Source organism: Paenibacillus sp. FSL M8-0212, assembly GCF_038004645.1.
GTDB lineage: Bacteria > Bacillota > Bacilli > Paenibacillales > Paenibacillaceae > Paenibacillus.
The window spans coordinates 4,835,467-4,860,919 of record NZ_JBBORP010000001.1 but is presented as its reverse complement, the minus strand read 5'-3'; the positions used below and the strand labels follow the sequence as shown (position 1 = coordinate 4,860,919).

Here is a 25,453-nt window from a genome sequence, read left to right as displayed (position 1 = left end):
CCTCATTCCGGAACAGGCCACATAAAGATCGCAATGACACCAGGTCCAACATGACTGCCTATTACGGCTCCAATATTGGTATAGATCACTTCATTCAGTGTAAAATGACCCCGCAGCTGCTCTGCACAAGCGATCGCTGATCCCGGGTCAGCGGTATGACCTACCGCCAGGTTAACCCGTTTGCCTGCAAGATCCTTCTGGAACAGCTCAATAATGCGTGCCATTGCTTTTTTATGACCTCTGACTTTCTCAACTGCGTAGATAACGCCTTCTTCATCAATAGACAGGATCGGCTTAATGTTAAGCAACGTTCCCAAGATGGCTGAAGCTTTGCCAATCCGACCGCCCTTTTGCAGATACTCCAAAGTATCCACGAGAAAGAACAATTTGCGAGATTGTTGCATCCCTTCAATGGCAGCAGTGATTTCGACTGCTGACTTGCCCTGTTCGGCAAGTTCAGCAGCCTGTAATACCATTAGACCGTATCCATACGATGCTGACTTCGAATCCAGCACGGTGATGTCACCCTCACGCTCCAGCAAAGACTTGCCAAGCATGGCCGATTGGTAGGTACCACTCATGCCAGATGACAGGTGGATCGATACAATCGGGCGTTCCGGGTTCTCATCAAGAAGTGATTGGTACACATTCATGAAATCGGTTGGAGATGGCTGTGAAGTTGTAGGCAACACAGATACTTTCTTCAACTTTTCGTAGAACTGTTCCGAAGTCAGATCAATACCATCTGCATAGGTCTCTTCTCCGAACAGAACACGTAGCGGAACAATATGAATCCCGTATTTGCGAATGAGTTCTTCGGGAATATCTGCCGTACTGTCTGTTACTATCGCAACCTTGTGGCTCATGACTCTCCTCCTCTTCGCTAGAGTGCTATTAGGACTCTACGGAGAACAGATAATAATACACCGGCTGTCCTCCAAGATGTACCTCTACCTCAGCATCAGGATACTGTACTTCAAGCCATGCAGCGAGGGCAGCAGTAACCTCAGGGTCAGCTTCGTCCCCTTCAAGGATCGTCACCACTTCATCTCCGCTCTCCATCATCTGTTTGAGCAGACCTTCACATGCTTGGAGCATAGTTTCATCCGTCGCTACAATTTTGGAGTTATGAATACCGATATAGTGCCCCGCCTTGATATCCAATTCATCATATTGCGTATCACGAACCGCATGAGTCACTTGACCGGACTGTACCCGGCTAATAGCCTCCAACATTTGGTCACGGTTTGTTTCCGCAGACTCATCTTCCTGGAAAGCAAAGGCAGCAGCCATCCCCTGTGGAATGGTCTTGCTTGGAATAACCGTAATCCGGCGCTCATCTTCAAGCAATTCACGAGCCTGCTCCGCAGCCAGTACAATATTCGAGTTATTCGGGAGTATAAATACCTGCTCCGCAGCAATGGAACGAACGGCTTTTACAAAATCCTCAGTACTCGGATTCATCGTCTGTCCACCGGACAGAACAACATCAACGCCAAGACTTTGGAAAATCTCTGCAATACCGTCACCGGAGGATACCGCAATAAAACCATACGGTGCCATCTCATCTGCAGGAAGCACAGCCTCTTCCATACTGCGCGCTGCCTCAGGTGGAATCTCTGCAAACAATTCAGGTGATGGAGCAATATCCATGCCTGCTGTCAGGAGATCCCGATGCTGTTCACGCATATTGAGAATATGAATCTGTGTAATCTCACCATAATGCAGCGCCAGGTTTAATACATCGCCTGGTGTCTTGGAATGGACATGAACTTTGATGACTTCATCGTCGGCAATGATGATGATCGAATCCCCATTAACTGACAACGCTTTCCGGAATGCTTCGTCATCAAATGCCACTCCTGCGTTCTCTCCAAGCTCGCGGTTAATGAAGAATTCCATATCATACAGGAATTCAATATCTTCCGTTTCCAGTCTCGCCTGAGCAGACAATGGCATCTCCGGTGCAATCACCTGCTGCTGTGCAGGCTTCTTGATATCCACTTCTGTCGGTGCAGCCGGTTTCAAAGCAGATGCTGCCACGGATGGGGTTACTTCTTTGTTCAGTGAAGTCCGACTCCCTCCGTCACTTTGCAGCAATACTTCCATAAAGCCCTCGTAGATATATACAAGCCCCTGACCACCTGAATCCACAACACCAACCTGTTTCAGTACAGGCAGTAATTCCGGAGTCATTGCCAGTGCTTCTTTTGCTTTTAACAAAACTTCATTCATTAATTCAGTAATATCATTCGTCCGTCTTGCGTAGTAGTTGGCATGTTTCGCCGCTTCCTTGGCTACGGTAAGAATGGTCCCTTCAACGGGCTTTACGACTGCTTTGTAAGCTGCGTCAACACCGTTCTGCAGGGCTGCTGCAAATTGGAGCGTATTCAGTTCCTCATAGGGAGCAGCTGAACGACTAAAACCACGGAACAATTGCGACAGAATAACTCCTGAATTCCCCCGTGCGCCCATAAGCAGGCCTTTCGATAGAATACCGGCAGCTTCGCCGATGGAGGCAGAACTTTTTCTTTTAATCTCTGCGACTCCTGCACTCATTGTCAAATTCATGTTCGTTCCCGTGTCACCATCCGGCACAGGGAAAACATTCAGGGAATTGACGTGCTCTGCATGCTGTCCAAGTTGTTCCGCTCCGGCAAGTACCATTGCGGTGAAATCTGTTCCATTTAAAGAACGTATACTCAAGTGAGAATTCCCCTTCCTAGCTTGATACACGAACACCTTGCACCAAGATGTGTCTGGTCTGTTCATGCGCTAACGCGGACTGCGTTATTCTTCGTCCATACCTTGTCCGGCACAGGCATACAATACAACATGTCAGCCGGATTAACGGTCTGGGCGGCCGGGCTACCAATATCCTGCACTCTCTGCACCCCTAACTTCGGGGCATACGGATATGCACCGGTATCAAGAGCCGGCATGAATGCCGCATGGAGACTGGTGCCAATGATGGAATGCCGCAGCTCACAGCGTTGCCAAAAAGCAGACCACCGACCTCTAAGTACGGTTTATTCTCCGACTTCCTCGCGGCAACAGCCTGTTCACCACTGTATTATGGACTACTCAACATTGTACTATATTAGACAGGAGAAATAAATAAAGTTTTTGGATCAGTTGACGAAGCTTTTTTAATTATGATATTATATTCAAGTATTGTTTTATGCAGGTTAAGTAATGGAAATGATCCGGTTCATGCCGGCTTAAACAACGCCATTAGCTACTGAAACCTGATCTTTATGATCAGGAAGAACAATTTAGTCCTTATGGAATGACTTTTCGTTTCTGAAGGCAACTGGTTATTTTAGGATAGGAGGTGTAATCTATGTCTCGCAAATGTTATGTGACAGGTAAGAAACCGGGCACCGGTAACCACGTATCCCACGCTAACAACCGTAACCGTCGTACTTGGGGCGTAAACGTTCAGAAGGTCCGCATTCTCGTTGACGGCAAACCAAAACGTGTATACGTAAGCACCCGTGCACTGAAAGCCGGTAAAGTGACTCGCGTATAATCACGCAAAGCTACTATAAATCGGGTAAGCAAAAAGCACCTTGTTCCTTGCAGGTGCTTTTTTGGTATTCAAAAAAGGGATTCTTGAATACGCTCATTAACATGTGAATGGCCGCCGCATGGCGCTTCGCAGGTACGAATTCCAGATAAGACTGAGCCAAAGCGGCGGTATTCCCTGTTACCTTATCAATCGGATCAGTTCTTTTGAAACGTATTAAGAATCGCCTTTACAAACCCTCCCAAAAACTTCGGCAGTTTGAATGTGTAAAATTTCATAATTCACCCTCCCCATCATGCTCATGCGTCCGCCGTATCCTATGCTTCAGGCCTTCTTTACCTCAAACACGACAAAAAAGGCTACATGAGAAACCTGCTCATGTAACCATATTTATGCGGAACCTTCGATCCCTATTCCACAATGACAAGCCCGAAGATCAGGTCATTTACGTTTGGGCAGGAATATATTGATAGACAGCGATCATGAAAACACTCAGTACATAATACAGTATGCTGAATATGACAAAAGTAACCCGATGCCCGGTACGATCAAATTTGCGGAAATACATAATAACAACGCCCACCCCGATTAATGACGTGATGGCATTAAACGGGGATTGAATAACCGCAAACAAAGCAAGCACAAGTCCCGTCACGAGACTCGCAGCCATCGTCCACAGTGTCTCCTTAAGGGTCATAGATCAGCCTCCGTAGCTACGGCGAATTTCAGTAATCGCGGCAGCACGATCCTCACGTCCAAATACGGCACTCCCAGCAACGAGCACATCTGCTCCAGCTTCCACTACAAGCGGGGCTGTATCGGCTGCAATTCCGCCATCTACTTCGATATGTACATCATGGCGTCCCTTTTCGTTCAACCAGGTACGAATCTGCTTGATTTTGTTCATCGTACCCGAGATAAATGCCTGTCCGCCAAAGCCAGGATTGACCGTCATAACAAGAACCATGTCCACATCATCCAGCACTTCGAGAATGGCAGACGCTGGCGTTCCCGGATTAAGGGCAACTCCTGCCTTCACTCCTTGCTCCTTGATCAGGTGAATAACTCGGTGCAGATGCACACAAGCCTCAGCATGAACGGTAATTACCGCTGCACCCGCTTTGGCAAATTCCTCAACATAACGCTCCGGATTCTCAATCATCAAATGCACATCGAGCGGCAAGCTTGTATGTGGAGCGATCGCCTTCACAATCGCAGGTCCAAGCGTAATATTAGGGACGAAATGACCGTCCATAACGTCAACATGAATCCAGTCTCCTCCTGCAGCTTGAGCTTCTGCAACTTCCGCACCAAGGCGGGCAAAATCAGCTGATAATATCGATGGGGCAATTTTAATCATGTTAATACCTCCGCTTCTTATCTTTCATTTCGGTCAGGAACAGCACATAGTGCTGATATCGGCTTTCGGAGATCAGACCTTCCTCCTTGGCCGCAAGCACACGACAACCTGGTTCATGTGTATGGGTACAACCTCGGAATTTGCACTGATCTGCAAACTGGGCGAATTCCCGGAAACAAGTGGAGAGTTCCTCCACACCGATCTCCAGAAAGTCCAGTTGGCTGAATCCTGGCGTATCCGCAACAAATCCACCATTATCCAACGGAATAAGCTCCACGTGCCTGGTGGTGTGTTTCCCTCGTCCTAGACGCATGCTAATCGCATTTGTCTCCAGCGTCAGGCCCGGCATCAATGCATTTAACATCGAAGACTTGCCTACACCGGATTGTCCGGAGAATACGCTGATCTTACCAGCCAGACGGTCTCTGAGCAATTCACTGCCTTCACCGGTACGTGAACTTGTGGAGATCACTTCATAACCAACCTGTTCATACAATGCTTTCACTTCAGCAACAGTGTCTTTGGCTGGATCAGCCAAATCCAGTTTGGTCAACACAATGAGTGCATCCAGCCCCGCCTGCTCGATGTGAACAAGGAACTTGTCCAACAGGTTCAGGTTCATATCCGGTTCCTTCACAGAGAACACGAGAACAGCCAAACTTACATTGGCTACAGGAGGACGGATAAGTTCCGTCTCACGCTTCCGAATTTCATCAACCGTTCCTTCTCCGTTCTCAGTCAACATGTAGCTGACGCGATCACCTACAAGCGGTGACGTTCCCCGTTTTCTGAAGATACCTCTGGCTCGACATTGAACGGCGGAACCTTCAACCGAAGGAACCCCGTTGTCTTCCACTGGCATGACATAATAGTAACCGCTTAGCGCTTTAACGATGATACCTTCTGGCATAGCTCCGACGCCCTCCTTTAGATGGTGGTACATTTACTCCAGACGCCAGCATAAGCCGCCCTTATGGACGGCTTGATGCGTTAATGACTTCCTTTTTCTTCTCTTTTTCCTTGCCGTGCCCCTTACCATTATTCATGGCAGAAGTGTCCTCATCTACGCTCTCACCCTCACCGTCTGCCGGTGTGGACTCAGGTTCACCTTCCTGATTGGAATCAACACTTCCCTCATCAACGCTACCTTCACCTGGATCAGGCTCATTTTCTGGCGGCGTCTCAGTGCTTTGTTCCGGGTCAATGGAAGGTACGTTTACTGTTCCGTTTTTGGCTTCACTGTAGGAGACAAGATACGTATCCAGGAACTGTCCATCACGATAGACGGACACAGCCCCATTTTCATTTGGAGCAAGTACAAGTGGAATGGTCAAGATCTGGGTTGAGTTCACGGTGCGAGTTCCCCATTCCTGATTCTTGCCACGTGCATCTTCATATGTGATACGGATTTTACTGTTTTTGCCCTCTTCTTTGGGTGATACATTGATATCAAAAGGATATTGCAGCGCTTCAGGTGGATACCCTGTGCTGATAAAGATCGTAATCTTATCGCCAGGACTCACATCTGCGCCCGCTTCCACAGGCCATTGCTGCGTCACTTTGCCCTTTTCTACCGTATAACTTTGTTCTTCCTGTACCTGAGCAAGCTCAAGTCCAGCAGATTTAAGTTTTTCTTCGGCTTCACTGCGGGTAAGATTTTTCAGATCAGGCATTTTGACCGTTTCAGTGCCTTTACTTACGGTTAACTCAATCTGAACTGTCTCTGGATCAAATTCCTCATTGACACCCGGTGTCTGGGAAATAACAGAACCTGAAGCCACATCATTGGAGAAGTCATCTTTCCGCTGAATCTGATCTTCCTTAATGCCAAGCGCAGTCAACTTCTTGACAGCCTCATCATAAGTTTCTTGTTTGACATCAATCATCTTCACCAGTTCTTTTTCTGCACCAACACTGATCTGGACTTCGGAGCCTTCTTTGACAACATCGCCTTCTTTTCTGCTCTGGTCAAACACAATACCGGGTTCGACACCTTCCTGGTACAGACGGATGACCTCATCACTGACGACGAGTCCTTTCTCCTCAAGCATTTCCCGAGCCTTTTCTTCAGTCTGGGTGATCACGTTAGGTACGGTAACTTCAGGTACAACCAACATACCCTTGACATACCATACAACACCCACCATGGCGATTAGAATAAGAACGGTTAATGAAATGAGTAGAGCTGGCTTCTTCCAGCTCTTCGATTTCGCTTTACCCTTGCCAGTTTCTTCGTCAGACTCCATCACAGGCACCGCACCCGTCGATGTAACTCCACGCGGTTCAGGCTTGATCGCTGGCATTACGCGAGTCTGGTCTATATCATCCTCATCCGGAAAATCAATCTTCGTTTCATTTCGTCTCTCCGGCATCAGGCAAGTTTCCAGATCGGTCTGCATTTCTTTGGCCGACTGATAACGTTCCTGCGGATTTTTACGCATGGATTTTAAGATGACATTTTCCACACTTTGCGGAATCAATGGATTGAATTTGCGTGGTTCATCGAACTCTTCCTGCAAATGCTTCAATGCCACACTGATTGGACTTTCACCCAGAAACGGAAGTTGCCCGGTAAGCATTTGGTAAAGTACGATCCCAAGAGAATATAAGTCCGATTTTTCACCAGTAACGATGCCTTTGGCATGCTCTGGTGAGAAGTAATGTACAGAACCAACTACGGAACCGGTCTGCGTAATCGTTGTAGATGTAACCGCACGGGCAATCCCGAAATCCGTTACTTTCACACGGCCATTCCGGCCAATTAATATATTGTGGGGTTTGATATCCCGATGAATGATTTGATTATGATGTGCATGATCAAGAGCATCTGCAATCTGGGAAGCGATTCGGACAGATTCGTCCACTTGCAGAGGGGCGCGTTCTTTAATAATTTCATTCAAGTTTTTGCCTTCCACGTACTCCATGACAATATAATGAACGTCATCTTCCTGCCCCACGTCATAAATGCTAACTACATTCGGATGAGACAGCGATGCTGCCGACTGTGCTTCCCTGCGGAAACGGCGAATAAACTCTTCATCATGCACAAACTGTTGTCTAAGGACTTTGATCGCTACATTCCGGTTCAACAGAAGATCCTGGGCTTTGTACACAAGAGCCATGCCGCCACCGCCGACACGCTCAATCACTTCATAGCGTCCGCCTAGCTGGTGCCCAATCATGACTCACACCCCGTTTCCGTATCCACGGAACCTTCCCTCTGTAACTCGAACAAAGCAACCGTGATGTTGTCGTCTCCCCCAGCAAGTAAAGCCAACTGAAGCAGTCGGTCTGCACGATCTTCCAATGCCAGTTCCAGATTGCCGGCAACCTGAATAATCTGCTCATTGCTGACCAGGTTACTGAGACCATCACTGCACAGGAGAAGAACTTCGCCTTCCTCCAGCTTGACAGTATCCAGATCTACCTTCACCTCGGCATCTGTTCCAAGCGCACGAGTTAGTACGTTGCGACGTGGATGATGAGACACATCTTCTTTGCTAATCTGACCATTTTTGAACAATTCATTCACCAGTGTATGGTCCTCGGTTAGCTGGATCACAGCTTTGTTCGCAATTTTGTAGGCTCTGCTATCACCGATGTGTCCAATAACACCTTCCGTATCGTTCAATAAAGCCGCAACCACCGTTGTTCCCATGTTGTGATACTTGTCATCTGTTGATGCCGTGCGGAAGATAACTTCGTTGGCATGCAAAATAGCATCGCTGAGAGCCGCAGACAGAGACGCATGTGACAGACCTGGTTCCAGTGTTCCCAGATCTTTCACCAACGTCTCTACTGCCAAGCGGCTTGCCGTATCCCCTGCAAGGTGTCCACCCATGCCATCGGCAACAATACCCAGAATATATCCTGTATCGAGATTACGAATCCAGGCTGAATCTTCATTCACCGAACGCACTCGTCCGATATGGCTCACATGAACTGTTTTGATCAAAACGTTCTCACCTCAACTCCATATGCTTTGCACGAAGCTGACCGCAAGCGGCAGCAATATCATGTCCCTGTTCACGACGAATGGTTACATTAACACCCTGTTCCGAGAGAATCTTCTGAAAATTGAAAATGTCGCTTCTCGATGTTCTCACGTATTTGCGTTCAGGTACATGGTTAACCGGAATCAGATTCACGTGGCACAACATGTTCTTAAGCACGCTTGCCAGTTCTGCTGCATGCTCTGGCTGATCGTTTACCCCACCAATAAGTGCATACTCAAACGTAATTCTGCGACCTGTTTTGGCCAAATAATAACGAAGGGACTCCATCACGTCTTCAAAAGGAAAACGCCGGTTAACCGGCATCAATTTCGAACGCAGTGCATCATTTGGTGCATGGATCGAAATGGCGAGGTTAATCTGTGTATCTTCATCTGCAAACTTGTAGATGTTCGGAACGATTCCGCTCGTGGATACCGTGATGTGACGCTGACCGATGTTCAGCCCTTTTTCATGAATCATAATGCGCAGGAAAGTCATCGTAGCTTCATAGTTTTCGAAAGGTTCACCCGAACCCATGATCACGATGCTGCTGACACGCTCGTTGCGTTCATCCAAAATTTTCTGAGCCTGCACAACCTGGGCAACAATCTCACCAGCCGTAAGGTTACGCTTGAGTCCACCCAATGTGGATGCACAGAACGTACAACCAATACGACAACCAACCTGTGTGGTTACACAGATGCTGTTCCCGTAATTATGCTTCATGATTACCGTCTCAATGGCATGATCATCATGAAGACCAAAGAGGAATTTAACCGTTCCATCCTTGGATTCAAACTTGGTAATTTCCTTAAGCGTTACAAATTCAAATTGCTCTGTCAGCTTTTCACGCAATGGCTTGGACAGATTGGTCATTTCACTGAAATCATTCACACGTTTTACATAAATCCAGTCAAAGATTTGGCCACCGCGAAACGCCGGCTCCCCATTCTCCACAGCCCATTGCTGCAGTTGTTCCAGAGAATAATCATATATAAAAGGTTTCATTTTGTTGTCAACACCTATTCCTTCTTTTCTTTTCGTTGGCTTCCTTCTTTTCGTTCCATTCGTCCTATTCTATCACAAAGACCACGTTACATCCATGTATACCCTTGATATCTGTACTTCATGCATTATAACATCTCAATGCCGCCATCGCACCCTGTCATCACATTCTCTGACAATTATATCGTAGTCCCATCACAAAGAAATCCGCCGAAGTTCCCCTCGGCGGTCATGCTTCCGTGCTCTATTAAACTGTTATTTCGCTGTTTTTGTCAACCGTGCGATGAAAAATCCGTCGCTGTGAGCGTATTGTGGCAAAATCTGAATACCACCGTTCACTGCCTTCAAGTTCGCTGTCTCCGATTCAGACCAGACAGATGCTTCTGCTGGACTATATTCCGGATGTCGATTCAAGAAGTCTGCCACCATATCCTCATTCTCAGTAGGCTCAATCGTACACGTGCTATACACCAGAATACCACCTGGCTTTAACAACGGTGCAACCCGATCAAGCAATTCACGCTGCAAGCCTGCGATATCTTCGATATCTTCTACGGTTTTGGTCCATTTCACATCTGGCTTGCGTCGAATAACACCGAGACCTGAACATGGTGCATCCAGCAAAATGCGGTCAAACGACGCTTCCGGATACCGTTCGTTCAGATCAAGAGCATCTCCAGTTACAGCATCGATGCAGCTCAGACCGAGACGCTCCGCCTGATCCAGGATCAGCTGGCGCTTGTGAGCATGTACATCATTCGCGACAATACGACCGCGATCCTGCATTTTCTCCGCCATGTGAGCTGTTTTACCACCTGGAGCTGCGCAGCAATCCAATACAAGTTGGTCTTCTTCCGGCGCAACGGCTTCAGCGACAAGCATGGAACTTTCGTCCTGTACAGAGAACAGGCCATCCCGATACCAGGACGTTAGAGCCATATTTCCGCCACTACGTACAAGAATACCATCGGAACTCAGGCGAGAAGCTTCAACGACTGCACCTGTGCTGGCCATCTCATGCATCAGTTTCTCCCGTGTGGTCATTGTGGTGTTGACCCGAACACTCACCGCTGGCGGCTCGTTATTCGCACGACAGATCGCTTCTGCCGTCTCTTCGCCGTACTGGGCAATCCAACGTTTAACCATCCATAACGGGTGGGAATGCTCCAGTGAAATACGTTCGGCAACGGGCAGATGTTCTGGAATACGAAGTTCATCCCGATTACGGATCATATTGCGAAGTACACCATTCACCATGCCCGAGATTCCCTGATGGCCCAGTTTCTTCGCCAGATTAACCGCTTCGCTCACCACGGCATGTTCCGGAATACGATCCAGGTATATCATCTGGTATACGCTGATTCGCAGCAGGCTACGAACCCATGGTTGCAGTTTGGATACTCCTTTGGCCACGTAACGTTCCAGAAAATAATCAAGTGTATTCAATCTGGCGATTGTTCCATACACCAATTCGGTAGCGAGTCCAGCATCTGCGGGGCTTAAATCTGCCTCTTTCAGACGACGGTTCAACTCCAGATTACTGTATGCTCCATCTTGCTCAACAGCACTCAGAACTTTGACTGCCAATGCACGAGCAGATGTTTTGGGTTTCTGGGAGCGAGATGCACCATCCGATTTACCCGAATTCGGACGACGGTTTCCTTCACGCCCGGATGAATTTCCAGTAGCTTTCTGGCCTTTTCCTGACGAACGACCTGGTATGTTACCGCTCATCGCAGCACCGTTCCAGGTTTCAGTGTACCACCGCGAGCAAAGTCAGCAGCTTGCATCACCTTTTTACCTGCTGGCTGCACTTCAGTCAACCAGAGAGACCCATTGCCTGTGCGGACTTCAATCCCTGCCTTGTTCAATTGCAGCACCGTTCCCGGCTCTGCTTGTCCAGCATCCGAAGAAGTTGCCTGATCCACCTGATCGGGATTAGCCGCAGCCCAGACTTTGAAGACCTGATCTTCCCACATCGTAAATGCACCCGAAAATGGCACAAGGCCGCGGATCTGATTGAACAGTTCACGTGAAGTACGACTCCAGTCCATTTTCTCGTCATCCCGAGTCAGATTGCGAGCATATGAAGCCTCGGCATCATCCTGAGGAACCGCAGTTGTCTCGCCTGCAATCAATCGTGGCATTTCTGCCTGAAGCAGTTTGGAACCAGCCTCACTTAATTTATCAAACATCGATCCTGATGTATCTTCGTCCGTAATCGGCAGTTCCACACGTGAGATCATATCTCCGGTGTCCAGGCCTTCAGCCATATACATCAATGTGACTCCTGTCACGGATTCCCCGTTAATAATGGAACGTTGGATCGGGGCTCCTCCCCGATATTTCGGTAAAAGAGAGCCATGCACGTTCACACAACCGCGAACAGGCATATCCAGCACGGCTTTGGGCAGAATCTGTCCAAAGGCCGCGGTCACGATCAGATCCGGCTTCCATTCAGCCAAGCGGGCTACGGCTTCCGGATCACGCAATTTAACAGGTTGAAACACCGGCAGACCGTGGCGTTCTGCCGCGGCCTTAACCGGTGTTGGCGTAAGTACTTTTTTGCGTCCCTGTGGTTTATCAGGCTGAGTCACCACACCCACCACATTGTATCCCTCTGCCATCAGCATATCGAGAGAAGGAACTGCAAATTCAGGTGTTCCCATAAAAACAATATTCAAATCGATCACTCCTTAATTACGACGCGGTCCCGTTTGATCGGCTGCAATTTCGTACACTTTCTCGGCGACATCCGTAAAGAGTACGCCATCCAGATGATCGATCTCATGCTGGAATGCACGGGACAGCAAGCCACTACCCGTAATAATCAACTCTTTGCCTTCACGATCCAGACCTTTAACCGTAACGGTCTCGAAACGACGAACATCACCATTAATTCCAGGGATACTCAGACAACCTTCCGGTCCGAATTGTTCTCCCTCACTTGCAATGATCTCCGGGTTAATCATCTTGATCAGCCCTTGCTCATCACCTGCGTCGATAACAATCAGACGTTTCAAAATTCCAACCTGCGGCGCAGCAAGACCTACACCTTCCGCATCGTACATGGTATCAGCCATATCATCCAGCAATTTTTGTACGTTCGGTGTAATTTTAGTTACTTCTTTGGCTCTCTTGTGGAGCACCTCATCTGGTTCTTGCACGATAATGCGAATCGACATGTTGTAAGCACCTTCCTAATCCTCATCATAATTTCAGGACGATATCTGTATTTTTGGGGTATTCATTTTAATCTATGTTTATACCGCTTGTTTACATCCGCATTGCTGCAAAATGCTTACATTAACATTTGCGGGTCTACATCCAGACTAATAAGCAATTTCTGCGCCTGAACATCATCGTCCATGCGCCGGGCTGTTGCCAGAGCGAGTCCTATGGCGTCTACATCCCCCCGCCATTTTATCATACATTGGAATCTGTATCTATTCTTGATCCGAGGAATCGGGGATGCTACCGGCCCCAGTACATCAAAGGCATCATTGCTGAATCGATCCAGACTGCCGAGCCATCCGGCTACATTAGCCTTCTCTTTCAGTATTCGCGTGTAGTTCTCGGCAAGACGAATCAATACCGGAAGTTGCTCATGCGAAAAGGTCACCAGAATCAGGCGACAGTAAGGCGGATATTGCAAATTGCGACGGTGCAGCAATTCCTCACGTACAAATGACACGTAGTCATGCTGACTCGCATGGCCAATGGAGTAGTGCTCCGGCGTATAGGACTGAACAAACACCTCACCAGGCAATTGGTGTCGACCAGCTCGGCCAGCTACCTGTGTTAGTAACTGAAACGTTTTTTCGGCAGCACGAAAATCAGGCAAATTCAATGCTGAATCCGCTGTTATCACGCCAACCAGAGTCACATCCGGGAAATCAAGTCCCTTCGCAACCATCTGGGTACCCAGCAATACGTCAGCCTTTTTCTCACGAAACTGTTTTAGCAGCTTCTCGTGAGCCCCTTTTTCCGTTGTTGTATCCACATCCATCCGTATAACCCGAATACCCGGAAAGAGCTTCGCAAGTTCTTCCTCGACCCGTTGTGTACCTGTACCAAAGTATCGAATATGCTCACTTCCACAATCCGGACACACTTCCGGAGCGGCTTCCGCATACCCGCAGTAATGACAACGAAGATTATTCGAGCGCTGATGGTACGTCAGTGAAATATCACATTCGGGACAACCTGCCACATATCCACAACTTCGGCACATGACAAAGGTCGAATATCCACGGCGATTCAGCAGAAGCACAGTCTGTTCACCACGCTCCAAGCGCTCCTCTAACCCTTTGTGCAAAGCCCTGCTGAACATGGAGCGGTTACCATCCTTCAACTCTTCACGCATGTCAACAATTCGTACTTCAGGCAACTTGTTCCCCAGTGCCCGTGTTGGCATCTCCAGCAAGAGCGGTGCAAAATCATCATTACTCTGTGAGCGTGCTGCATAATAACTTTCCAGTGAAGGTGTGGCTGAACCCAGAACAACCACGGCCTGGTGCTGCTGTGCTCTTTTTACCGCCACATCACGGGCATGATATTTCGGAGTTTCTTCCTGTTTGTAGGAAGTCTCGTGTTCTTCATCCATAATGATCAACCCAAGCCGACTGAATGGAGCAAATACGGCTGAACGCGCCCCAATCGCAACCTTCACCTGACCTTCACGAATCTTGCGCCATTCATCATAACGTTCACCGCCAGACAGACGACTGTGCATAACAGCGACCTGGTCACCGAAGCGCCCTTTGAAGCGCTCTACCATCTGTGGTGTCAGTGCAATCTCGGGCACCAGTACGATGGCCTGCCGATCCTGTTCGATGCATTGTTGAATGGTTTGAAGATAGACTTCCGTTTTGCCACTTCCCGTAACACCATGTAACAAAAATACTCCATGGCGTTGTTCCTGCAATCGGCCATTGATATTGTCGTAGACAAGTTTTTGCTCATCGGTCAGAATCAGCGGTTCAGTCGGTTTGAACGTCCTGCCCTGATAAGGGTCACGGAAGACCTCAACGTCCTCGGTGACGATTAGTCCCTTTTCCTCAAGACCCTTAATCGTTGCGGCCGATACCTGTAGTGTAGATAACACTTCTTTCATCGGCATGGGCAGCAGTTCTTTCATTTCCAGCAAAAAAGCCAGAATCTCCTTCTGCCGCTGTGCTTTCGCCGGGAATGAAGCAAGTGCTTCCTGAGCAGCAGTAATATCTACAGCCAGATCAACGGACTTCATCGTTTTTTTATTTAACTTGTCCTTGATGGCCTGACTCTCCAGCAGTACACCACCAAGCAATAATTTCTTGATTAGTGCAGCATGATTGGGATATTTTCGACTCAGTTGTTGCAGCGGTACCTGACCCCGACTTTTGACAAAACGGATGATATCCTGCTGTACTTTCTCGGTCGTAGACTCTTCTCCCCAAACAAATAACACCTCATCATCCGGTTGTGCACCCGCCATCTGTCCATCAAGTGCATCTCCCAGCGAGATGTATCGCTCTGCTTTCCCTTTCAATGCCGTCGGCACCATGACCTGCAATGACAAAATCCGGTTACTGGCATAACGTCCACTCATCCATTCGGCCAACTCAACCAAATCCTTTGACAACGGGGGAACAATGTCCAGCAACTCCTGAATCTGCTTAAGCTTGAATGATTCCTCTCCGGTACGCGGCACAAGATCAATCACGAATCCCTGCACCGTCCGATGACCAAAAGGTACGCCCACCCGGCTGCCAATCTCGATCCATTCCTTCATCGATTCAGGTACCAGGTAATCAAACGGCCGGTCTGTTTCCTTCACGGGAACATCAACTATGACCTTGGCAATCTCCATATCCTAATTCCTCCCGGCAATGCGCTCCGCCGCAATCCGGAGCAACCGATGAGCCACATCGTCCTTGGCCAACACTGGAAGCTCCTCCACCAAACCTTCCCGGTCATAGATATGTACCGCGTTGGTGTCTGTTCCAAATCCTGCACCCGTGCGGGTTACATCATTGGCTACGATCAGATCACAGTTTTTCCGTTCCAATTTCTCACGTGCATACATCTCAACCGACTGAGTCTCTGCAGCAAAACCAATCAAAAACTGATGGGTCTTCTGTTTGCCCAGCGTTTCAAGAATATCTATATTTTTAACAAGTTCGAGCGACAATGTGTCGCCTTTCTTCTTGATCTTCTCGGTATAAACTTCCTTTGGACGATAATCGGCAACTGCCGCCGCCTTAACTACGATATCAGCATCGTCCCACTCGCGTGTTACGGCTTCATACATATCCTGTGCAGACTGTACAGAAATCAACTCAACGTTCTCCGGTGGCTTGGCTTGGGTATTGCCCATAACCAATTTCACATCCGCCCCCAGATCACGCGCAGCTGCAGCTATGGCAAATCCCATTTTGCCAGATGAATCGTTCGTAATGTATCGTACTGGGTCAATGCGCTCAATCGTACCTCCAGCCGTAACAACAACCTTCTTGCCTTGTAACAATGAAGCTTGTCCCTGCTGGCTAATGTCTGCAGACTCGCGCTGTTCAAAGAAACGTTCCACCACATCCACAATGCTCTCCGGTTCTTCCAGACGTCCCTTGCCCACATATCCACACGCAAGCAGACCTTCACCCGGTTCGATCATCATAGCGCCCCGTTCAACAAGTAGGCTCATATTATGCTTTACAGCTGGATGATCATACATATGTACATTCATCGCTGGAGCAATCATGACAGGGGCTGTCGTCGCAAGAAGAGTTGTTGAGAGCATATCATCTGCCATGCCATGCGCCATCTTGGCAATCACATTGGCTGTTGCCGGAGCAACCAGAACAAGATCAGCCAGATCGGCCAGATGAATATGGGATACAACTGCTGGCTCACGTTCATCAAATGTATCGGTATATACGGTGTTTCGGGTCAACGTTTGCAGCGTCAATTCGGTAATAAACTGTGTAGCGGAAGCTGTCATAATTACATGAACATCCGCTCCCTTTTGTACCAGTCTGCTGCATAATGTTGCCGCTTTGTAAGCGGCTATGCCGCCAGTCACACCAAGCACGATTTTTTTACCGTTCAACATGTTTATTTCCCCCGATATTTATACGACGTCTAAGTAAGATTCCGTTAAAATATGCTTATCCGTAAAAAAATAACAACCTCGCGGTTGTCAATTAATCCGGCTTGCGCCGTATGCAGTTGAAGAGCAGCCGCAGGCGGCTTACTCTTCTTCTTCGTCCTGTCCTTTGATGACAACGAGCAGGTCTCCATAGATTTCTTCCAGTGCAACGCCAACTTGTTTATGGGATCTCGCACCTCTTAAATCCGATTTTTCACCTTCACGTAGCTGTCTAGCCCGGCGGGAAGCAGCAACAACAAGGGAATACTTGCTGTCGACTTTGTTCATCATTTCATCAATAGAAGGATACAGCATATTAACAAACACCTCTTCGCATTAGTATAATCACAAGTTGCCGCCTGACAGAACTGATGTGGCATGTCTTCACACCCGGGCATCCCGAGAAGGAGTGCTTCAGTATATGATATGACAACTGCCCCACTTATATCGCATTCTGCAGCGGCAAAAGGGATTATTTATTGATCTTACAATGTTCGGCGATTATGATGCTTTCTATTCTCTTGCACGCCAAATCAATTTCATCATTAACAACAGCGTAATCATACTGCTCCAGCAGACTGATTTCATCAACCGCCACGGACATCCGGTGATCAATGGTCGCTTGGCTTTCGGTACCACGGCCCTGAATGCGATCTTTCAGCTCGTCCAATGAAGGAGGAAGCAGGAAAACAAAGATGCCTTCCGGGAATTTCTCTTTCACTTTTAACGCGCCTTGAACCTCAATCTCCAGAATGATGTCGCGGCCTTCGTTAATCGTTTTCTCTACAAAATCACGCGGTGTTCCGTAATAATTACCAACATACTCCGCATGTTCCAACAATTGATCTTCAGCAATCATGTTTTGGAACTCTTCATGACTTCTGAAGAAATAGTTCACACCATGTTCTTCACCAAGACGAGGCTGACGGGTTGTCGCCGATACGGAATAGATCAATTCCGGCACCCGTTTGCGCAAAGCGCTGCATACAGTACCCTTCCCGACCCCAGATGGGCCGGACAACACTACCAGTAATCCCTTAGACATATTACACTCCATTTTATTCGTCGTTATCATCATCTTTCGAAGAAAGACGATGGGCGACCGTCTCAGGCTGAACCGCAGACAGAATGACATGATCGCTATCCGTAATAATTACGGCACGAGTACGTCTTCCGTACGTTGCATCAATCAGCATGTGACGATCTCTTGCCTCTTGTATAATTCTCTTGATCGGCGCCGATTCCGGACTCACGATGGATATAATCCGGTTCGCCGATACGATGTTACCGAATCCAATGTTAATGAGTTTGATTGCCATAATCAGGTTCTTCCCCCTATACATGCGACTCTTTTGCCGAAATGTGGCCGATCATTCGATATTCGCAGCTTGCTCACGAATCTTCTCCAGCTCCGCCTTCATCTCGACAACACGATTCACCAGAGCCAAATGGTTGGCTTTTGATCCAATCGTATTGACTTCCCGATTCATCTCTTGAATTAGAAAGTCCAACTTACGACCTACGGGCTCATCACTCTTCAGCAGTTCCCTGCTCTGTCCAAAGTGACTCTGTAGACGCGTAAGCTCCTCTTCTATGTTAGAACGATCGGCAAACATTGCAATTTCCATACCCAATTTATGCTCATCAAAAGGGAAAGAGCCTTCTTCCTGCATTTCCGTAAGCCTCTGTCTTAGCTTGTTGCGGTAATCACTTACCACAGTCGGTGCAAGATCAAGCATCTCGGTATGCAGTGACTCCAGACGGGTAATCCTCCGTTCCAGATCACTGGCCAGATGAAGACCCTCGCGAGCGCGCATCTGTTCAAGGCTGGACAGAGCCTCTTTCAATCCTTCCTGCAAAACTCGCTCCCATTCGTCCTTCTGCTCTTCAGGAATGGAACTTGTCCCATCCGAATGAACCATGACGTCCGGCAGCCCAAGCATATCCACAATACTTGGTTTGCCCTGCATTCCATATTGGGTCTCCAGTTGCTCTGCAGCCTGCAGATAGGCCCTGACCGTCTGTTCATTCAGAACAGCGGGAAGAGCCTGGTCTTCCTCTTTTTCTTTCATTACATAAACATCAATCCGCCCACGTTTCAAACGACTCTGTACGATCTTCCTCAAACCGTCTTCATAATACGTCCACTCTCTTGGCAGACGCATCATCACTTCGCAGTAACGATGATTAACAGATTTGATCTCTAATTGTACCTTATAGCCGCCAAAATGAAAGGCGGATTGACCGTATCCGGTCATACTGAATGACATCGGCATCACATCCGTTTTACTATTGTAATTGATTATTAGGGTTGAAACAAGTAGGACATTGATGCTCCGACTTCTCCCATACGTATTGAGTCAGTTCGGCCGTCATGCCGTAGAACATAAACGGTGTCATAAGATAGATGCCTTTGAAATGCGCTGTTGCTACGTCCAGCAATTCCTTAGCAATTTTTACCCCCATCGCACGGCCTTCTTCGCCTTCCAGACCTGCCATACGGGAACGCACTTCATCCGAGAGCTGAATTCCGGGAACCTCGTTGTGCAGATACTCTGCATTCCGTCCACTCGCCAGCGGCATTACACCTACGAAAATGGGCACATCCAGATGTTTGGTCGCTTCGTGCATTGCTACAATCAACTCAGGATCATAGATCGGTTGTGTCATGATGTAATCAGCGCCAGAGGCAATTTTCTTCTCCAGACGTTGTACAGCTTTCTCCAAATATTTCACATTAGGATTAAATGCCGCTCCAATTACAAAACCAGCTCTTTGCTTCAGCGGTTTACCTGAGAAAGCCACTCCATCGTTCAACTGTTTGATCATGCGTATGATTTCAAAAGAAGTCAGATCGTATACCGAGCTTGAACCCGGCAAATCACCAAATCTTGCAGGATCTCCTGTTACAGCCAGTACATGATTAATGCCCAGAGCATCAAAACCCATCATGTGTGACTGTGTTCCAATCAGATTCCGGTCACGGCAGGCAATATGCACAAGTGGACGAAGACCCGTGCGATCCTGAACGAGGTGACCCAGCGCCATGTTGCTCATCCGTGTAACCGCGAGTGAGTTATCGGCCAGTGTCAGGGCATCGGCTCCTGCTGCTTTCAGTGTCTCGGCACCCTTCATGAACTTGGCAATGTCCAAGTCACGTGGCGGGTCAAGTTCAACAATGACCGTGTGACGCTGCTTGACCAGATCAACGATTGTAGGCTGTCCTCCACGTCCGGAACGCTCATCCACATTTTCATGCAACACGATGCGCGGTTTGGATTCTGACGGATCAGGCTCCAGAATGGGCGAAGGCACATAGTCAGCAAGCGCCTCTTTCATAGCGGTAATATGATCAGGTGTCGTACCACAGCAACCACCGATAATACGAGCACCCAGTTCAGCAAATTGCACTGCCGTCTGACCAAAGTACTCCGGAGTCGCACCATAACGGAACTGACCATCCACATAATCTGCGGCACCCGCGTTCGGGTAGACGGACATTGGAATACCAATACGTCCGGAGACGGTTTCCATGGCACGCATAATCCCGTTTGGACCTGAGCGACAGTTAAAACCAATGACGTCCGCACCCTGCTCCCGCATAATACGGAAGGCTTCAGGCATTGTATATCCGTCCAGTGTGTGTCCTACATCCTCTACCGCGAACTGTCCAATCACGGGCAGATCACTTAGCTTGCGCGCTTGCAAAAGGGCAATATCCATTTCCTCGATATCATAGAAGGTCTCAAGCAAAATGCCATCCACGCCTTCATCAAGCAGTGCAGAGATCTGTTGTTGATAAAAGCGTTTCAGTTCACTCGTTGATACATTCGTCCGCTTGCCACCTCGAATGGAACCAACTGCACCAAGCACATAACCGGTATCTCCAGCTACCTCTTTGGCAATGCGTACGCCGGCACGGTTCACGTCCTCCACCTTGGACTCCAGACCGAACTTGGACAACTTGTCGTAATTGGCAGAATACGTATTTGTTTCAAATATTTCTGTACCTGCATCCCGATAACGGCGATGTACATCCGCCACCACTTCAGGTGAAATCAAGTTTAATTCTTCATATGAAATCCCTACCGGGAACCCCATTTGGTACAGAAATGTTCCCATGGCCCCATCTCCAACGAGAACCCGTTCCTGCATAACTTTGCGCAAATCCGCCTTCATCCCATTTCCCCCCGCCTAGCTGTGATCATTTACATACTAATGTAACACAAAAAACGCTAAAAAACGAAGAAAAACACAGGTTTTGATGAGTATCCAGCTCATATGGACTTTCTTGCCATACAGCCCCCAATATGTCTCTGTACAGGAGACACGACCTGTTCTTATTGACAAAAAAAGAGGCCCGCAGGCCTCTTGTGTTACACCGTTCACTTGATTTATGAAGTGATTCCCTTAAAAACAACTTCAGCAGGTCCAGTCATGTATACATGATTGTCAGCTTCATTCCACTCAATGTGGAGATCTCCACCCTTGAGGCTGATGACAGCTGTACGATCTGTATGTCCATTCAGGACAGAGGATACCAGTGTCGCACAAGCTCCGGTTCCACAAGCAAGTGTTGGACCAGCTCCGCGTTCCCATACACGCATGTCCACATATCCACGGTCACGAACTGTGGCGAATTCAACATTGATTTTTTTCGGGAACATGGGATGTACTTCAAGAAGTGGGCCCCAAGTCGTGAGATCAAAATTAACAGCATCATCAACATAGATAACCGCATGCGGGTTACCCATGGATACGGCAGTGAATTTGAACGCATGTCCATTCGCTTCAATGTAGTGATCGACCACTGGATTGGCATCCACCGTTGTAGGCACTTGAAGACCGTTCAGAATCGGCTCACCCATATCGACACGAACCGTTTCCACTTTACCATCACGAATGTTGAGACTCACAGGTTGTACCCCTGCACCAATCGTTTCAATGGTGATCTGCTCCTGGTTCACGTGACCATGATCGTATACATATTTGGATACACAGCGAATGGCATTACCGCACTGTTCTGCTTCCGAACCGTCCGAATTCATGATACGCATCTGAAAGTCCGCCTTCTCTGAAGGCAGTATATAAACCAGGCCGTCCGCTCCGATGCCAAAGAAACGGTTGCACCATTTCACAGCCAGTTCTGCTGCATCTGCCGGAAGCTCCTTTTCACCAAATACAACGATAAAATCGTTACCAAGTCCGTGCATTTTCGTAAATTCCATAATCTTGCCCACTCCTTTTGGCAGTCTGCTGCCAAAGCTATATTCTTGCTCTTCTACAGGATTACCATAGAAATTCATATTCAACATTTACACAAAAAAGCTATCCTGCAAAATGCCAAAGCTGCCGCTTTGAATCATTGAGGATAGCATAACGAAATAGGTAAGGAAAAGGTATTGATTTTATGCCGAAAACTTTGTACTTTTCGGTACGAAGCGGCCAGAACCACCCATACGGCGGCGGTTACGACGACCACCCCAGACGCTGCCTGCGCCCATAAGGAACGTTGGAATGCCCGCAGCAACGATACAGAGCGCCCATTCACGCAAACCAAGCGGTACGGTTTTGAAGATCGGCTGCAACGGTTCAACGTACATCACAACCAGCATCAGTACAACCGATGAAATCACGGCAAGAACCAGATATTTGTTCTGTAGTGGATTCCGGTGGAAGATCGACCTCGAACTACGGCAGTCAAAGACATGAATAAGCTGCGCCAAAACGAGTGTAGCAAAAGCTACAGACTGTGCCTTGATCAGTTGACCCGGATTATCCGGTGCAGCCTGAAGGGTGAGCCAGAACGCTCCGAGTGTGCATAATCCAATCAATACACCCCGGCTGACGATTTTCCAACCGAGTCTGCGGGCAAAAATGTTTTCCTTGGCTCCACGGGGTTTGTGTTCCATCAAATCTTTTTCCGGCTGATCTACCCCGAGCGCCATTGCAGGCAAACCATCCGTCACCAGGTTAACCCACAGAATCTGAATAGGTACAAGCGGCAGTGGCAGGCCCATCATCATTGCAAAGAACATCGTCAAAATCTCACCCACGTTGGATGCCAGCAAATAACGGATAAACTTTCGAATGTTCTCATAAATATTACGGCCTTCTTCAATGGCAGCCACAATGGTTGAGAAGTTATCATCACTCAGAATGAGCGCCGAAGCCTCCTTCGTCACATCTGTGCCTGTAATGCCCATCGCGATCCCAATGTCAGCTGCTTTAATCGCCGGAGCGTCGTTCACTCCATCCCCCGTCATCGCAACGACATGCCCTTTGCGCTGTAACGATTTCACGATGCGAAGCTTGTGTTCAGGAGACACTCTTGAGAATACGTATATGCCCTCTACCTGTTTATCCAGTTGCTCGTCTGTCATGCCTGCCAGTTGTTGACCACTTAGCGAGGCACCTCCACGTGGAAGAATCCCGAGTTGATGAGCAATGGCTTCTGCCGTTGTTCCATGATCACCTGTAATCATGACGGTACGAATGCCTGCTTTGCGGCATGTGGCAATCGCATCTCGCACTTCACGACGCGGTGGATCTATCATACCTGCAAGCCCTACGAAGACAAGTTGACTTTCGGCGGCGTGTTCGTCAGCCACTTTTTCTTCCGGCCGCACTTCACGATAGGCCATTCCGAGGACACGCAGTGCTGCTCCAGCCATGCTCTCGTTAGCTGCCATCACTTTCTGCCGCAGCGTTCCAGTGAAAGGTACAACCTTGCCTTCCCACAAAATATAACTGCAGTGTCCGATTAACACATCCGGTGCACCTTTGGTGTAGATCATTCGGCCACCCTGATGATGAACCAGGACCGACATGCGTTTACGCTCCGAATCAAACGGGAATTCCTGCTGGCGGGCATACAACTCTTTGAGTCCGGCAGGAGTAAGCCCCATTTTGGAGGCCAGTGTGACGAGTGCCCCTTCCGTCGGGTCGCCCTTCAGCTCCCAGAATACATTATCTCGTTGAACGGTTTCTTCTTGGAGGTCACCTTTTTTCGTGTTTTTCTTGCTGTCCTTTTTGTTATCCTTGCCCTTTTTCTTGTTCCCCACCTCGCTGGCAGCACTTTCCACAATACTCGCATTGTTGCAAAGCGCGCTGATCTGGAGCATTCTGCGTAGGGATTGATCACTCTTCAATTCCACCGTTCGACCGTTCTCCAGCATCTGCCCTTCAGGTGCATAACCATCTCCGGTAACCTTGATGCTGCGTCCCTCCAGCCACACATCCGTTACCGTCATCTTGTTTTGAGTGAGCGTGCCTGTCTTATCCGAACAGATTACGGATGCACAGCCAAGGGTTTCGACAGAAGGCAGTTTGCGTACAATGGCTTTACGTTTGATCATACGCTGCACGCCTAGTGCGAGTGCAATGGTTACAATGGCCGGCAGACCCTCCGGTATGGCAGCCACCGCGAGGCTGACCCCTGCCAGAAACATGCCAACGGCTGGTTGACCGTGTAATATCCCGGCGACGACAACCATAACAGTTAATCCCAATGCGACAAAAATCAGAATTTTGCCCAATTGCTCCAGCCTGTGCTGTAAAGGTGTTTCTTGCTCCTCCGTATTTTGGATCAGATCGGCGATTTTGCCCATCTCCGTCTCCATCCCAGTACGAATGACCACACCTTTAGCTGTGCCACGAGTGACCATCGTACCCATAAAACCAATATTCTTCTGATCACCCAGCGGAACGTCCTCGTCCGCAATCGGAAGGCAATGTTTGCTTACAGGAACCGATTCCCCGGTAAGTGCCGACTCCTCGACATCCAGACTGTTCGTTTGCAGCCAGCGCACATCAGCAGGTATGCGGTCCCCACTCTCCACCATGATAATATCCCCGGGGACAAGTTGTTTGGCGGCAAGGTGTACTTCCTGGCCTGAACGAAGCACTTTGGCAAGAGGTGCAGACAACTGTTTCAATGCACGAAGAGATCGTTCAGCCCGGAATTCCTGTACAAACCCCAGAATTGCATTCAGTACAATAATAGCCACAATCGTTACCGCATCCAGATACTCACCCAACAATCCGGATACCAACGTTGCTCCCATCAATACCAGCACCATAAAATCCTTGAACTGATTCAAGAGCAATGTAATTGGAGAAATGCGTTTCCCCTCGCTCAGCTCATTCGAACCGACCACTTTCCTCTTCTCTGCTACAGCTTCATCCGTCAATCCTTCCTGCGGGCTGACGCCAAGAGTGTTACGAAGCTCTTCATCACTAAGTTGATGCCACTTGGTATGTTCCATGCTTCAAGTTTCCCTCCCAGTCTGTATTTCATCTGCAAAATAAGCTCACATGACTCACCGGCGCGCTGGTCGACAGGCTGTACACTATGCCGGACAAACTACCTGCTCTATATGTATTCGGACAGGTCTGTGATTAGCACCCGGAAGGTGAATCCTTTCCCTGATGGACAG

The 25,453-nt window shown here is 48.4% G+C and carries 22 protein-coding genes; 1 reads left to right on the top strand and 21 read right to left on the bottom strand.

Annotated features, from left to right (window positions below):
• Nucleotides 1-2: 2 nt before the first annotated feature.
• Nucleotides 3-866, bottom strand: a complete 864-nt coding sequence (locus tag MKX68_RS21420) for a DegV family protein (protein WP_340914021.1) — start codon at nt 864-866, stop codon at nt 3-5.
• Nucleotides 867-894: 28 nt separating this feature from the next.
• Nucleotides 895-2,706, bottom strand: a complete 1,812-nt coding sequence (locus MKX68_RS21415; protein ID WP_338587855.1) for a DAK2 domain-containing protein — start codon at nt 2,704-2,706, stop codon at nt 895-897.
• A gap of 637 nt (nt 2,707-3,343) precedes the next feature.
• Here MKX68_RS21415 and rpmB point away from each other — a divergent pair.
• Nucleotides 3,344-3,532, top strand: a complete 189-nt coding sequence (gene rpmB / locus MKX68_RS21410; RefSeq protein ID WP_017687459.1) for a 50S ribosomal protein L28 — start codon at nt 3,344-3,346, stop codon at nt 3,530-3,532.
• A gap of 194 nt (nt 3,533-3,726) precedes the next feature.
• Here rpmB and spoVM read toward each other — a convergent pair whose 3' ends face one another.
• The 19 genes from spoVM to MKX68_RS21315 form a co-directional block, all read right to left on the bottom strand.
• A complete protein-coding gene (gene spoVM / locus MKX68_RS21405) occupies nt 3,727-3,807 on the bottom strand; it encodes a stage V sporulation protein SpoVM (protein WP_019424875.1) in 81 nt (26 codons plus the stop codon).
• Between the two features lie 167 nt (nt 3,808-3,974).
• The gene (locus tag MKX68_RS21400) at nt 3,975-4,226 is read right to left on the bottom strand and encodes a hypothetical protein (RefSeq protein WP_091014322.1); all 252 of its coding nucleotides are present in this window, start codon (nt 4,224-4,226) and stop codon (nt 3,975-3,977) included.
• Nucleotides 4,227-4,229: 3 nt separating this feature from the next.
• On the bottom strand, nt 4,230-4,889 hold the full coding sequence (gene rpe, locus MKX68_RS21395; RefSeq protein WP_017687456.1) for a ribulose-phosphate 3-epimerase: 660 nt from the start codon (nt 4,887-4,889) through the stop codon (nt 4,230-4,232).
• A gap of 1 nt (nt 4,890) precedes the next feature.
• The gene (rsgA, locus tag MKX68_RS21390; RefSeq protein ID WP_017687455.1) at nt 4,891-5,799 is read right to left on the bottom strand and encodes a ribosome small subunit-dependent GTPase A; all 909 of its coding nucleotides are present in this window, start codon (nt 5,797-5,799) and stop codon (nt 4,891-4,893) included.
• A 61-nt stretch (nt 5,800-5,860) separates the two neighbouring features.
• Nucleotides 5,861-8,071, bottom strand: a complete 2,211-nt coding sequence (gene pknB, locus MKX68_RS21385) for a Stk1 family PASTA domain-containing Ser/Thr kinase (protein WP_076250883.1) — start codon at nt 8,069-8,071, stop codon at nt 5,861-5,863.
• The gene (locus MKX68_RS21380; RefSeq protein ID WP_036614606.1) at nt 8,068-8,844 is read right to left on the bottom strand and encodes a Stp1/IreP family PP2C-type Ser/Thr phosphatase; all 777 of its coding nucleotides are present in this window, start codon (nt 8,842-8,844) and stop codon (nt 8,068-8,070) included. The genes pknB and MKX68_RS21380 overlap by 4 nt, the downstream gene beginning before the upstream one ends.
• 7 nt (nt 8,845-8,851) lie before the next feature.
• A complete protein-coding gene (gene rlmN, locus MKX68_RS21375) occupies nt 8,852-9,892 on the bottom strand; it encodes a 23S rRNA (adenine(2503)-C(2))-methyltransferase RlmN (RefSeq protein WP_017687452.1) in 1,041 nt (346 codons plus the stop codon).
• Between the two features lie 252 nt (nt 9,893-10,144).
• A complete protein-coding gene (gene rsmB, locus MKX68_RS21370) occupies nt 10,145-11,623 on the bottom strand; it encodes a 16S rRNA (cytosine(967)-C(5))-methyltransferase RsmB (RefSeq protein WP_340914020.1) in 1,479 nt (492 codons plus the stop codon).
• The gene (fmt, locus tag MKX68_RS21365; protein WP_340914019.1) at nt 11,620-12,573 is read right to left on the bottom strand and encodes a methionyl-tRNA formyltransferase; all 954 of its coding nucleotides are present in this window, start codon (nt 12,571-12,573) and stop codon (nt 11,620-11,622) included. Before fmt ends, rsmB begins: the two co-directional genes overlap by 4 nt.
• A gap of 12 nt (nt 12,574-12,585) precedes the next feature.
• Complete coding sequence (def, locus tag MKX68_RS21360; protein ID WP_017687449.1) at nt 12,586-13,074, bottom strand: peptide deformylase; 489 nt, start codon at nt 13,072-13,074, stop codon at nt 12,586-12,588.
• 116 nt (nt 13,075-13,190) lie between these two features.
• Nucleotides 13,191-15,740 carry a primosomal protein N' gene (gene priA, locus MKX68_RS21355; protein ID WP_340914018.1) on the bottom strand — a complete coding sequence of 850 codons (2,550 nt, stop codon included), beginning with the start codon at nt 15,738-15,740 and terminating at the stop codon, nt 13,191-13,193.
• A gap of 3 nt (nt 15,741-15,743) precedes the next feature.
• Nucleotides 15,744-16,979, bottom strand: coding sequence for a bifunctional phosphopantothenoylcysteine decarboxylase/phosphopantothenate--cysteine ligase CoaBC (coaBC, locus tag MKX68_RS21350; RefSeq protein WP_340914017.1), 1,236 nt, complete (start codon nt 16,977-16,979; stop codon nt 15,744-15,746).
• Nucleotides 16,980-17,117: 138 nt separating this feature from the next.
• Nucleotides 17,118-17,330 carry a DNA-directed RNA polymerase subunit omega gene (gene rpoZ / locus MKX68_RS21345; RefSeq protein WP_091028645.1) on the bottom strand — a complete coding sequence of 71 codons (213 nt, stop codon included), beginning with the start codon at nt 17,328-17,330 and terminating at the stop codon, nt 17,118-17,120.
• A 157-nt stretch (nt 17,331-17,487) separates the two neighbouring features.
• Nucleotides 17,488-18,060: a guanylate kinase gene (gmk, locus tag MKX68_RS21340; protein ID WP_017687445.1), complete on the bottom strand. Its 573-nt coding sequence runs from the start codon at nt 18,058-18,060 to the stop codon at nt 17,488-17,490.
• 13 nt (nt 18,061-18,073) lie between these two features.
• Nucleotides 18,074-18,334, bottom strand: a complete 261-nt coding sequence (gene remA, locus MKX68_RS21335) for an extracellular matrix/biofilm regulator RemA (RefSeq protein WP_006209218.1) — start codon at nt 18,332-18,334, stop codon at nt 18,074-18,076.
• Between the two features lie 51 nt (nt 18,335-18,385).
• Entirely contained in the window at nt 18,386-19,285 is a 900-nt protein-coding gene (locus tag MKX68_RS21330) for a YicC/YloC family endoribonuclease (RefSeq protein ID WP_076211386.1), read from the bottom strand.
• Nucleotides 19,286-19,304: 19 nt separating this feature from the next.
• A complete protein-coding gene (locus MKX68_RS21325) occupies nt 19,305-21,194 on the bottom strand; it encodes a bifunctional homocysteine S-methyltransferase/methylenetetrahydrofolate reductase (protein WP_017687443.1) in 1,890 nt (629 codons plus the stop codon).
• 215 nt (nt 21,195-21,409) lie between these two features.
• Nucleotides 21,410-22,243, bottom strand: a complete 834-nt coding sequence (gene dapF, locus MKX68_RS21320; RefSeq protein ID WP_036614947.1) for a diaminopimelate epimerase — start codon at nt 22,241-22,243, stop codon at nt 21,410-21,412.
• 180 nt (nt 22,244-22,423) lie between these two features.
• Complete coding sequence (locus MKX68_RS21315) at nt 22,424-25,282, bottom strand: calcium-translocating P-type ATPase, SERCA-type (protein WP_340914016.1); 2,859 nt, start codon at nt 25,280-25,282, stop codon at nt 22,424-22,426.
• Nucleotides 25,283-25,453: the final 171 nt, after the last annotated feature.

What these genes read in the sequence shown, in the direction of transcription:
- MKX68_RS21400 (WP_091014322.1), bottom strand. Translation starts at nt 4,226, where the DNA reads ATGACCCTTAAGGAGACACTGTGGACGATGGCTGCGAGTCTCGTGACG.
- pknB (WP_076250883.1), bottom strand. Translation starts at nt 8,071, where the DNA reads ATGATTGGGCACCAGCTAGGCGGACGCTATGAAGTGATTGAGCGTGTC.
- spoVM (WP_019424875.1), bottom strand. Translation starts at nt 3,807, where the DNA reads ATGAAATTTTACACATTCAAACTGCCGAAGTTTTTGGGAGGGTTTGTA.
- priA (WP_340914018.1), bottom strand. Translation starts at nt 15,740, where the DNA reads ATGGAGATTGCCAAGGTCATAGTTGATGTTCCCGTGAAGGAAACAGAC.
- MKX68_RS21315 (WP_340914016.1), bottom strand. Translation starts at nt 25,282, where the DNA reads ATGGAACATACCAAGTGGCATCAACTTAGTGATGAAGAGCTTCGTAAC.
- dapF (WP_036614947.1), bottom strand. Translation starts at nt 22,243, where the DNA reads ATGGAATTTACGAAAATGCACGGACTTGGTAACGATTTTATCGTTGTA.
- rlmN (WP_017687452.1), bottom strand. Translation starts at nt 9,892, where the DNA reads ATGAAACCTTTTATATATGATTATTCTCTGGAACAACTGCAGCAATGG.
- rsmB (WP_340914020.1), bottom strand. Translation starts at nt 11,623, where the DNA reads ATGAGCGGTAACATACCAGGTCGTTCGTCAGGAAAAGGCCAGAAAGCT.
- rpe (WP_017687456.1), bottom strand. Translation starts at nt 4,889, where the DNA reads ATGATTAAAATTGCCCCATCGATATTATCAGCTGATTTTGCCCGCCTT.
- remA (WP_006209218.1), bottom strand. Translation starts at nt 18,334, where the DNA reads ATGGCAATCAAACTCATTAACATTGGATTCGGTAACATCGTATCGGCG.
- MKX68_RS21325 (WP_017687443.1), bottom strand. Translation starts at nt 21,194, where the DNA reads ATGAAGGCGGATTTGCGCAAAGTTATGCAGGAACGGGTTCTCGTTGGA.
- rpoZ (WP_091028645.1), bottom strand. Translation starts at nt 17,330, where the DNA reads ATGCTGTATCCTTCTATTGATGAAATGATGAACAAAGTCGACAGCAAG.
- MKX68_RS21330 (WP_076211386.1), bottom strand. Translation starts at nt 19,285, where the DNA reads ATGTCATTCAGTATGACCGGATACGGTCAATCCGCCTTTCATTTTGGC.
- MKX68_RS21420 (WP_340914021.1), bottom strand. Translation starts at nt 866, where the DNA reads ATGAGCCACAAGGTTGCGATAGTAACAGACAGTACGGCAGATATTCCC.
- gmk (WP_017687445.1), bottom strand. Translation starts at nt 18,060, where the DNA reads ATGTCTAAGGGATTACTGGTAGTGTTGTCCGGCCCATCTGGGGTCGGG.
- coaBC (WP_340914017.1), bottom strand. Translation starts at nt 16,979, where the DNA reads ATGTTGAACGGTAAAAAAATCGTGCTTGGTGTGACTGGCGGCATAGCC.
- rpmB (WP_017687459.1), top strand. Translation starts at nt 3,344, where the DNA reads ATGTCTCGCAAATGTTATGTGACAGGTAAGAAACCGGGCACCGGTAAC.
- def (WP_017687449.1), bottom strand. Translation starts at nt 13,074, where the DNA reads ATGTCGATTCGCATTATCGTGCAAGAACCAGATGAGGTGCTCCACAAG.
- rsgA (WP_017687455.1), bottom strand. Translation starts at nt 5,799, where the DNA reads ATGCCAGAAGGTATCATCGTTAAAGCGCTAAGCGGTTACTATTATGTC.